This is a genomic window from Streptomyces sp. sk2.1 (assembly GCF_008120935.1).
Classification (GTDB): Bacteria; Actinomycetota; Actinomycetes; order Streptomycetales; family Streptomycetaceae; genus Streptomyces.
The window spans coordinates 1-9131 of the sequence record NZ_RDBO01000129.1 but is presented as its reverse complement, the minus strand read 5'-3'; the positions used below and the strand labels follow the sequence as shown (position 1 = coordinate 9131).

At 74.2% G+C, this 9131-nt stretch carries 6 protein-coding genes; 5 read left to right on the top strand and 1 reads right to left on the bottom strand.

Features of this window, described 5'->3' with window-relative positions:
• Positions 1–222: 222 nt before the first annotated feature.
• The 5 genes from EAO76_RS41335 to EAO76_RS41315 all read left to right on the top strand — a co-directional run bounded on the left by EAO76_RS41335 (position 223) and on the right by EAO76_RS41315 (position 7030).
• On the top strand, positions 223–1515 hold the full coding sequence (locus tag EAO76_RS41335; RefSeq protein WP_148841387.1) for a cytochrome P450: 1293 nt from the start codon (positions 223–225) through the stop codon (positions 1513–1515).
• Between the two features lie 240 nt (positions 1516–1755).
• Complete coding sequence (locus tag EAO76_RS41330) at positions 1756–2835, top strand: hypothetical protein (RefSeq protein WP_262376189.1); 1080 nt, start codon at positions 1756–1758, stop codon at positions 2833–2835.
• Positions 2826–3515, top strand: a complete 690-nt coding sequence (locus tag EAO76_RS41325) for a hypothetical protein (protein WP_262376188.1) — start codon at positions 2826–2828, stop codon at positions 3513–3515. The genes EAO76_RS41330 and EAO76_RS41325 overlap by 10 nt, the downstream gene beginning before the upstream one ends.
• Before the next feature lie 3 nt (positions 3516–3518).
• Positions 3519–4193, top strand: coding sequence for an RES family NAD+ phosphorylase (locus EAO76_RS41320; protein ID WP_148841385.1), 675 nt, complete (start codon positions 3519–3521; stop codon positions 4191–4193).
• 2 nt (positions 4194–4195) lie between these two features.
• Complete coding sequence (locus EAO76_RS41315) at positions 4196–7030, top strand: CHAT domain-containing protein (protein ID WP_148841384.1); 2835 nt, start codon at positions 4196–4198, stop codon at positions 7028–7030.
• A gap of 2 nt (positions 7031–7032) precedes the next feature.
• Here the strand turns inward: EAO76_RS41315 and EAO76_RS41310 are convergent, their stop codons facing one another.
• Positions 7033–8874, bottom strand: coding sequence for a caspase family protein (locus EAO76_RS41310; protein WP_148841383.1), 1842 nt, complete (start codon positions 8872–8874; stop codon positions 7033–7035).
• Positions 8875–9131: the final 257 nt, after the last annotated feature.

The window sequence follows — 9131 nt, the reverse complement described above, 5'->3', positions numbered from 1 at the left end:
CTGCCGCCCCCACGGTGGCCGTGATCATGATCACGGCCACCGTGGGGGCGGCAGTGGTGGCGCACACCGTGTGACCGGGTGCCTCGGGGGCTCTGCTTGCTCCCGATCTGCGACAGAATGCGGTCCGGCACAAGCCGTGTCGCCGCCGGCCAGTATTCACATCCGCGCCTGCTGCACAACCCTCTCCCGTCCGCACCGTGGGTGCGGACCGCGCGACGACTCATGGAGTGCAGATTGACCACGACATTCCGCTCCCGCATCACCGCCCGGATCGGGCGCGCCTATCTGTCCAGGATCCAGAAGTACGGAATCGGACCCTCCACGATCAGGCTGCTCCCCGACGACCTGCTGATGATGATGCGCAGGGACGGCCTGGACCCGGTGGACAAACTGGCCAGGACCCGGGCGAAGAGGCCGGTCTCCAAAGTGTCGTTGCCGTTCGGCATGGACGCCTGGGTGGTCAGTGGATACGAGGAGTCGAAGGCCGTCCTCGGCTCGGCCGACGGGTTCAGCACCGACTTCGCCCACCTCGCGACGAACGCCGGGGTGGCGGCCGAGCAGAGCCCCGGCGGGCTCGGGTTCAACGACCCCCCGGTGCACACCCGGCTGCGCCGCATCCTCACCCCGGAGTTCACGATGCGCCGGCTGCGGCGCCTGACGCCCCGGATCGACGCCATCATCGAGGAGCGCCTGGACGCGATGGCGGCCTCACGCGGCCCGGTCGACCTGGTGCAGGGGTTCGCGCTGCCGATCCCCTCGCTCACGATCTGCGAACTGCTCGGCGTGCCGTACGAGGACCGTCACGACTTCCAGAAACTGGCCATGGACCGGTTCGACCTCTTCGGCGACGCGACCGCGCCGTTCGGTGCGATGTCGGAGTCGCTGGAGTACTTCAGGGGCGTCGTCAAGGCACAGCGGGAGAACCCGGGCGACGGCCTGCTCGGCATGATCGTGCGGGAGCACGGTGACGACGTCGACGACGAGGAACTCGCGGGCCTCGCCGACGGGGTGCTCACCGGCGGGTTCGAGACGACCGCCAGCACGATCGCCCTCGGCTCCCTCGTACTGCTCCGGGACCGGGACGTCTTCGACCGAATACGCACGGACGACACCGTGGTGGCGCCCTTCGTCGAGGAGGCGCTGCGTTACCTGTCCGCCGTGCAGATCGCCTTCCCCCGGTTCGCCCGCCGGGACATGGAGATAGGCGGCGTGACCATTCCCCGGGGCGACATGGTGCTCTGCTCGCTGAGCGGCGCCAACCGCGACGCGTCGTACGTCGAGGACGACGGGCGCTTCGACCTGGACCGGATCCCCTCCGCGAGCCACCTCGCCTTCGGCCACGGCATCCACCGCTGCGTGGGCGCCGAACTGGCCCGCATGGAACTGCGCGCGGCCTACCCGGCCCTGGTGCGGCGGTTCCCCGGGATGAGGCTCGCCGTCCCGCCGCAGGACCTGTCCTTCCGCAAGGTGTCGATCGTGTACGGGATCGAGTCGCTGCCGGTGCACCTGAGCTGAGGCCGGCCCGGGGCGGCGCCCCGGGCCCGTGGCGCACCGGGCTCCCGCGGGGCCCGGCCCCGCCGACCCGACGACGACCCGAAGCCGACCCGCGGTCGGCCCGGCGGGCAGCCCGCCGACGCCTAACGTGAACGGGCGGCCCGGCCCGACCTTGTGATGCCGTTGCCGCCGCACGATCATGGGCCCATGTCGACTCGTGCCGGGCCATTTGACGTCGCGTCGGTTTTGCAGGAGGTGAAGATGGTCCGCCTGGAGGGGCTGGTACGGCTCCGGGGGCTCGACCTGCCCCTGCTGCGCCGGGCCGCCGCGTCGGTGCCGGGTGCCGTGACCGACGCCTGGCCCGTCGAGGTCGAGAACCTGCTGCGGGCGGCCGTCTCGCGGCTGGGCGGCGGCGACCTCCAGGAGGCGGCCGAGCGCACGCTCGGACTGGCGTCCGGCATGCGCGACCGCGCGGCCGCCGACCGGCGCCGCCTCGCCGCCCAGGTGTACGGCCTCAGCGTGGAGCGCTTCCGCAAGAGCCAGGAGGAGATGGTCCTCGGCCAGATCGCCGAGTGGGTGTGCTGGATCGCCGACACCGGGAACCGGGACACCGCGCGGACCGGCGTCATACCGGCCCCGCACCTTCAGCACCGCACCCTGCGCCTGGCCCGGTCCGGGAGACCGCTGACCATCACCCTGCACATCCACCCCGTCGAACTCCTGCGGAACGTGGACGTGATCGTCTCCCCGAGCAACACGCACCTGGGACTCCCGGAGATGTACAAGGCGTCCGTGTCGGCGTCGTTGCGCCGGGCCGGGGCGGTGCGCGACGCCGCGGGCGACGTGGTCGAGGACCCCGTCCACGACGACCTGGCCGAATGGCGCGGGAAGCACGGCGTACGGCACCGCCCGGTCCTGCCCGGGACGGTCGCGCCCACCGGGCCGGGCGCACTGGCGGAACAGGGCGTCCGGCGCATCTACCACGCGGTGGTCGCCGTCCCGAGACCCGGCACCAACGACTACGAGGTCACCCCGCAGAACGTCGCCGCCGCGGCGGCCCGCGCACTCGCCCTGATGTCGGGGGAACGCGACGCCCACACCCCGCCGCTGCGATCCGTCTGCTTCCCCCTCCTCGGCGCGGGACGCGGCGGGCTGACACCCGAGAACAGCGTCAGCGCCCTGTGGACGGCGCTCGCGGCGGACCCCGACCGGGACCGCGAACTGCATCTGGTCGTCCGCCGGCCGCTGGTGGCGGACCTGGTGACGGATGTGCTCGGCGGCCGGACCGACTCCGGCCCGCCGACCGGGTCCGACGGGTGGAAAGGACATGGATGCGGGTGAACCCCTTCGCGACGCTCGCCGCCGTCGCGGCGGACTGGTCCCGGCTCGGACCGCTGCTCGCCCCCGGCTCGCACCCGGAGCTGCGCGCCCTGCTGACCGACGTGCGCACCGCCCTGGGAACGCCCGCCCCGGACGCCCGTGACCACGGCGGGGCCGGTCACGACGCGGCGGACCGGGCGGTACGGGCCGTGCTCGCCGCGCTGCCGGCCGAGGAGGCGGTCCGGCTGCGCGGCGACGGCGACCCGGGACGGTTCGTGGGCACCTCGCCGTCCGCCGTCCACCAGGGCTTCGACGCCATGGACCTCTGCATGCTCGTGATCGACGACAACCCGATGGTCGGCCCGCTCCTCGGCCCGGTCCGCGAACGCCTGCTGCGGGCACCGGCGTCGAGCCCGCCCGGGACCGGGGCCGTCGACCCCCGACTGATCGTCCTGACCCGGGAGAACGGCGAACGGCGGCTCCCCGCCTTCCAGTTCGAGGCCGGAACCATGCCGTGGCAGGTCGTCCTGGAGGTGGCCGACGTACTGCACGCCGACCGGGACCCCTGGGGCGCCGCCGACTGGTGGCTCTCCGCGAACGCGTGGACGGGCGGCGCGCCCGCCGGTCTCCTCGGGCAGGGCCGGGACCCCGAACTCCTGGGCGCGGCACGCACGCTCACCGTCACGGGCGGGGAGTGGTAGACCGTGCCCAAGTACCCGCCCCCCGAACGACTGCCCGGCGAGCCGGAGCGCGTCACCCTGCCCGCGGGCACCCCCGTCCACCGCGTCCACAGCACCCACCGGGACGCGCTCGCCTTCAACCCCCGGCCCGCGCACGCCTTCTACTACGGCGGACGCTTCGACAGCACCCCGTACGACAAGTACGGCTTCCTCTACATCGGGTTCGGCGTCGGCGCCGCCGTGTGCGAGGTGCTGCTGCGCTCGATCCCCTTCGACGGCGACGGCGGCACGCGCCTGCTCCCGCGCGCCTCCTTCGAGGACCGCAGCCTGTCCTTCCTGCGTCTGGCCACCGACGTGGACGTGGTGCCGTTGATGTCGGGCCGGGATCTGGCGGCGGTCGCGCAGGACTCGTGGCTGGTGCACGCCGAGGGAGCGGACTATCCGCAGACCCGCGACTGGGGCCACTGGATCCGCCGCGGGACCGCCCCCTGGGCCCAGGGCTTCGTCTGGCCGTCGAAACGTGAACCCGCCGACCGGGTGGCGGTCCTGTTCCAGGACCGGTGCGGCGAACCACCCCTCGAACCCACCGGCGCCGCCCGGATCGACTTCGGCACCGAGGACGGCGAGCGATGGCTGAACGGGGTCCTCGCCCCGTACCGCACGCAGACCGCGCCACGACAGCAGGGACGGATGCTCTAGAGATGCAGGCGAAGCCGTACGACCTCCAGTCGATCCTGTACGAGATCCAGCAGTCGCTGACCGGGGGCAGGACCGCTGCCCAGGACCTCACCGGGGTCGCCGACCTGGTCCTCGACCGGCTCGGCTGCGCCACCGCCGACGAGGCATGGGAGCGGCTCTGCGCCGACTGGAGGGACCTTCCGCGCGGCACCGCGCTGTCGGGCATGCGCGCCGGGCAGATCCTCTCCGTCCTGCCGATGCTGCGGTACCACCGGCACGTCGGTGACCAGCGGCAGCTGGACGAGCTCATGGAGGAGGCCGGTGCCCACGGACCGGACGGCCAGTGGCGGGCCACGGTCACGGCCATCGGCAGCACGTCCGGGCTGCAACGGATCGAGGGCCCCGCCGACATGGAGGCGGCGCTCGTCCGGATCGAGCAGTCCCGCGCCGCCTTCCCGCCCGACAGCCCGCAACGGGACGCGCTCGACCTGGCCCACGCCGGAATCCGCGCCCACCTCGCCCAGAACGGCGGCGGCGAGGACGACTTCGACTCGGCCGTGGAGGACATGGTCCGGCTGCGGGACTCGCCGGCCTTCGACGCCGGGACGCGTCTCGGCATCGACGGGCAGCTCGCGGTGTTCCGCTCGCACCAGGCCACCCGGCGCGAGGACGAGGCCGCGCTCGCCCGGCACATCGGCGAGTTGGAGGACGTCGTCGCGAAGCTGTCCCCGGACCACATGGACCGGCTCGGGATGGAGTCCAACCTCGACGTCGCCCGGGCCAACCTGGAGATCCTGCGCGGCCGGCGCACCGGACGGTTCCTGCCCGACTCCTCCGGCATGGTGGCCACCCCCGACCTCGACGAGGTGCGGCGGCAGATCGCGCTGCTGCCGCGCGAGGGGCAGGCCGACCGGCTCGGCGAGACCGGCATCAGCAGCGTCGGCAGGGCCCTGCTCGCGGGCAACGCCCGGGGCGCGATCGAGGCCATGGAGCTGCTCCACGAGGCCCTGGACCTCCTCGAACCCGACGACGAGCGCTGGATCCGCAACGCCCAGGTGCTCGGCTCCGCCCACCTCATGCTCGGCGGAACGGTGTCGGTACCGGTCGCCGACCGCCCCGGCCACCTCGACCAGGGCATCTCCTGGCTGAAGCACACCCTGCGCCTGGCCGGTGGCCCGGCGCACCCGTTGTGGAACTCCCTCGGGATGTCCCTCGCCTCGGGCTACCGGGTCCGCGGCGACAGCCGGGTGTTCGACGGGCGGGCCGCCCGCATCGATCATGCCGAGGCCCGCCGCGTCGGCCTCGACGCCCTGCGCGCCGCCACCTGGGGCGTCCTGCTCCAGTCCGGTACCGCGCACGCCGCCGAGACCGGCCGCCGGGCCGGTGAGCAGGCGCTCGACGTGGCCCGCTGGTGCCTGGCCGACGGTGTCCACGAGGAGGCCGTACGCGCCCTGGACGCCGGGCGCGGCCTCGTCCTGCACGCGGCGACCGTCGCCACGACCGTCCCCGACATGCTGCACGCCCTCGGCCAGGACGWCCTGGCCGGCGAGTGGCGGGCCGCGCCCGGTGCCGCGCCCGACCCGGAGCCGGGGGCCGTCGTGCCCGCCCCGCGCGCGGCCCCGGGCCCCTCCAGCCGGCTGCGGCGCAGGGTGCTCCAGGCCCTCGCCGCGTCCCCGCACCGGCGGCAACTGCTGGACGTCCCCGAGCTCGCGGACATCGGCCGGGCACTGCGCGCCATGGACCGTACCGCGCTGGTCTATCTGCTGCCCGACGGCGACGGCGTGCCCGGAACGGCGCTGATCGTCCTCGCCGACGGCACCACCAAGACCCTGCGTCTCCCCGAACTCACCCTATCGGCAGGCCCTCTGACGGAATATCAAGCCATCGGGGCACCCGGCCGCACCGCGGGCGGACCGCCCACCGCGAGCGCGTCCCGGCCGCAGCCGCCCATCCCGGACGAGGGCCGCGCCGTGCTGGAGCGGCTGTGCGCATGGGCGGGGCGGGCGGTGATGGGGCCCCTGCTCAAGGCACTGCCCGGCGGGCCGGGGCGGCCCCCGGCCGTGGTGCTGGTACCGATGGCGGAGCTGGGCGCCGTGCCCTGGCACGCCGCGCGCCTGCCCGGCCGCCGCGGCGCACCGCGGTACGCGTGCCACGAGGCGGAGATCTCGTACACCCCCTCCGCCCGCCTGCTGTGCGAGGTGGCCGGCCGGCCCTCCGCCGGCATCCGGCAGGCCCTCGTCGTCGGCGACCCGACCCGCGACCTGTACCACGCGGGCAAGGAGGCCGAAGCCGTCTTCCGCACGTTCTATCCGGACGGCGAGTTCCTCGGCCCCGGCACCGCCACGCCCGCCGCCGTGCTCGACCGGCTGGGCCGGCAGCACGGCGGGGTGCTGCACCTGGCCTGCCACGGCGAGGTGCGCCGGGGAGGCCGCAACAGCGCGTACCTCAAACTGTCCGGCGGCGACCTGAACGCCGAGGAACTGACCGAGGGCACCGCCCGGTACCGCCACCTGGAACTCGTGGTGCTCGCGGCGTGCAGCACCAATGTGTCCGGGCACGGCCACGACGAGGCGTACAGCTTGTCCACCGCGTTCCTCGTCGCGGGCGCGCGCTCGGTGCTCGGCTCCCTGTGGCCGGTGCCGGACGAGGCCACGTCCGTACTGATGTACATGACCCACCACTACATGCGCCGCGAGGGCCGGACCCCCGGAAAGGCCCTGCGCGACGCCCAGTTGTGGATGCTCGACGAGGGCCGCAGGGCGCCGGCCGGGATGCCCGCGGACATGGCGGCACGGGTCCCGCTGATCGACGCCGCCGACCCGACCGGCTGGGCCGGGTTCACCCACCTCGGCCGGTGACGTCAGGGCAGCTCGGTGCGGATCGCCACCGTCGTGGTGCCCCACCGGCCCACGTCGTGGGCCGGTCCGCCCGCGGTCCGGGGACCCGGCGGCGAGGTCAGCCGCAGCAGCCCGCCCCCGCCCTCCGGGGACGTTTCGCTGCGCCCCGCCGTCCCACCCGGGGACCAGGCCGGCAACCGGAACGGGGCGACGTTCAGCTCGTTCTCGGCGACGACCAGCCGCAGCCAGTCCCGGGCGAACGAGCCCCGCGCCAGGGAACGGCCGGGCGGCAGCCGCAGCCACACCGGCTCGCCGCGCCGCGCCGTCCCCGCGTGCCCGGGCGCCACGAAGTCGCCCTCGAACAGACCGGGCGACGACTCGTAGTCGTCCGCCAGGTCGAGCAGCACGCCCCACAGCATGAGCGGGGAGTCGTTGTGGACCCGCACCATCACCTGAGGCTCCCGGCCGTCCGGCGTGTACGAGCACACGATCTCGCCCGTCGCCGTGTGCCGCAGGGCGCCGACCAGCGGCTCGACCGTCACCCGCACCAGCGACGACAGCCACGGGTCGGGGTTCGCCAGGTCCTTCAGCAGGTGCCAACGCGCGATGTGGGACAGGCAGTCGGCCACCCGGGCGGCGTCGGCCGGTGACCGCAGCGGCAGCGGCGCGACCGGATGTCCGTCGCCCCCGGTCACCCGGGCCGCGCCCGCCCCGACCTCCAGCCGCAGCGGCAGCCCGTCCCCACCGGTGGACAGCAGCGGCGCGCCCTCCATCGCCGCCGTCATCATGCCGACCACGGCGGGATCCCCGACGACCGTCACCGCGGCCGGGGGGAACGCCAGCGCCGACGGTGTCACCCCGTGCACCGTCGTGAGATCGCCCGGCCCCGGTACCCAGCCGACCGGTTCCACCAGCGTCGACTCGGGGCGCACCGTCCGCACGACCACCGTCCGCGGTCCGCCGGCCCGCCGGGCACCGTCCTCGTCGGCCAGGGTGAACTCGCCCCCGGCGGACCGGAGCCCGTGCACGGAACCGCAGTTGACCTCCCACCCCGACACCGTGTGCCGGAGCAGGAACGGCGGCACGGGCAGCGCGTCGCCGTGCAGGAAACGCAGGTGCTCCGGGCCGCGCAGCTCGGGATGCTGCGCGGGCTGCCGGCTGCGCACCCGCTCCTCGACGAGGGAGTGCACCTTCCCGTACGCGGCGGCCGGACCGAGCCGGCGCAGCACGTGCACCAGCGAATGACTGAAGTACCCGCGGGGTTCGCCGTCGACCAGCGCCTCGTACGCGGACTCCTGTTCCCGGCACGCGGCGAGCAGCACGTGCCGACGGGAACCGGCCCCCGACACCCCCGTGGCCCGTGCGCCGTCCGTGCGCCACCACGGCCGCCAGACCACACCCCGCGAGCGCGTACCGGGCGGGGGCTTGCGGCTCGCACCGCCGGCGTGGCAGCAGTCGAGGACGGCCACGACATGGGCGCCGCCCGCCGCGATCCCGTCGAGAAGGGCGCCGAGTTCGGTGTCCCGGAGCAGCGGCTGTCCGCCCTCGTCGAGGCTGTCGGCGCACACGAGCGCCTGGCTCATGCCGGTCGCCGTACGGGGATCGTTGCTCCTGTGCTCGCTGCCGTGCCCGCTGAACCACAACAGCGCGGTGTCATCCGGGCCGCTGCGCCCCAGGTGCGTCCCGATGCCGTCGACCACGGCCGCCCTGGTCGCCTCCGCGTTGCGCAGCCGCAGGACCGAGACCTTCGGCCCGCCCTGTTCGCGCAGCCAACTCTCCGCCTCCACCACGTCGTTGACACAGCCGCTCAGTGGCTTGTCCGGATAGTCGTCGATGCCCACCAGGAGTGCGTACACGGTTCGCATGCGGTGATCCTGCCAGGGACATCGGGGCACGGGCAGGGCGTTTTCGGGGCGGTTGCCGGGCAGCCGCGTGCAACCGCGTGTCCCGCCGTCGCGTTGAATGTTGACTGGGGGCGAGGAATCACCAGGATCGTTCCGCACCACATGCTTCCCACGGCCCAGGAAGGAAAACGGCGTGACTTTCGGGGGACACAACCCGTACGGCCCGGCGTGGCAGCCGAACGGGGGACAGCCGCCCCCGCCGCCCGGTCATCCTCCCC

Excerpts from the sequence above, each read along its gene's own strand:
- EAO76_RS41335 (WP_148841387.1), top strand. The coding sequence starts at position 223 with ATGGAGTGCAGATTGACCACGACATTCCGCTCCCGCATCACCGCCCGG.
- EAO76_RS41330 (WP_262376189.1), top strand. The coding sequence starts at position 1,756 with ATGGTCCGCCTGGAGGGGCTGGTACGGCTCCGGGGGCTCGACCTGCCC.
- EAO76_RS41325 (WP_262376188.1), top strand. The coding sequence starts at position 2,826 with ATGCGGGTGAACCCCTTCGCGACGCTCGCCGCCGTCGCGGCGGACTGG.
- EAO76_RS41310 (WP_148841383.1), bottom strand. The coding sequence starts at position 8,874 with ATGCGAACCGTGTACGCACTCCTGGTGGGCATCGACGACTATCCGGAC.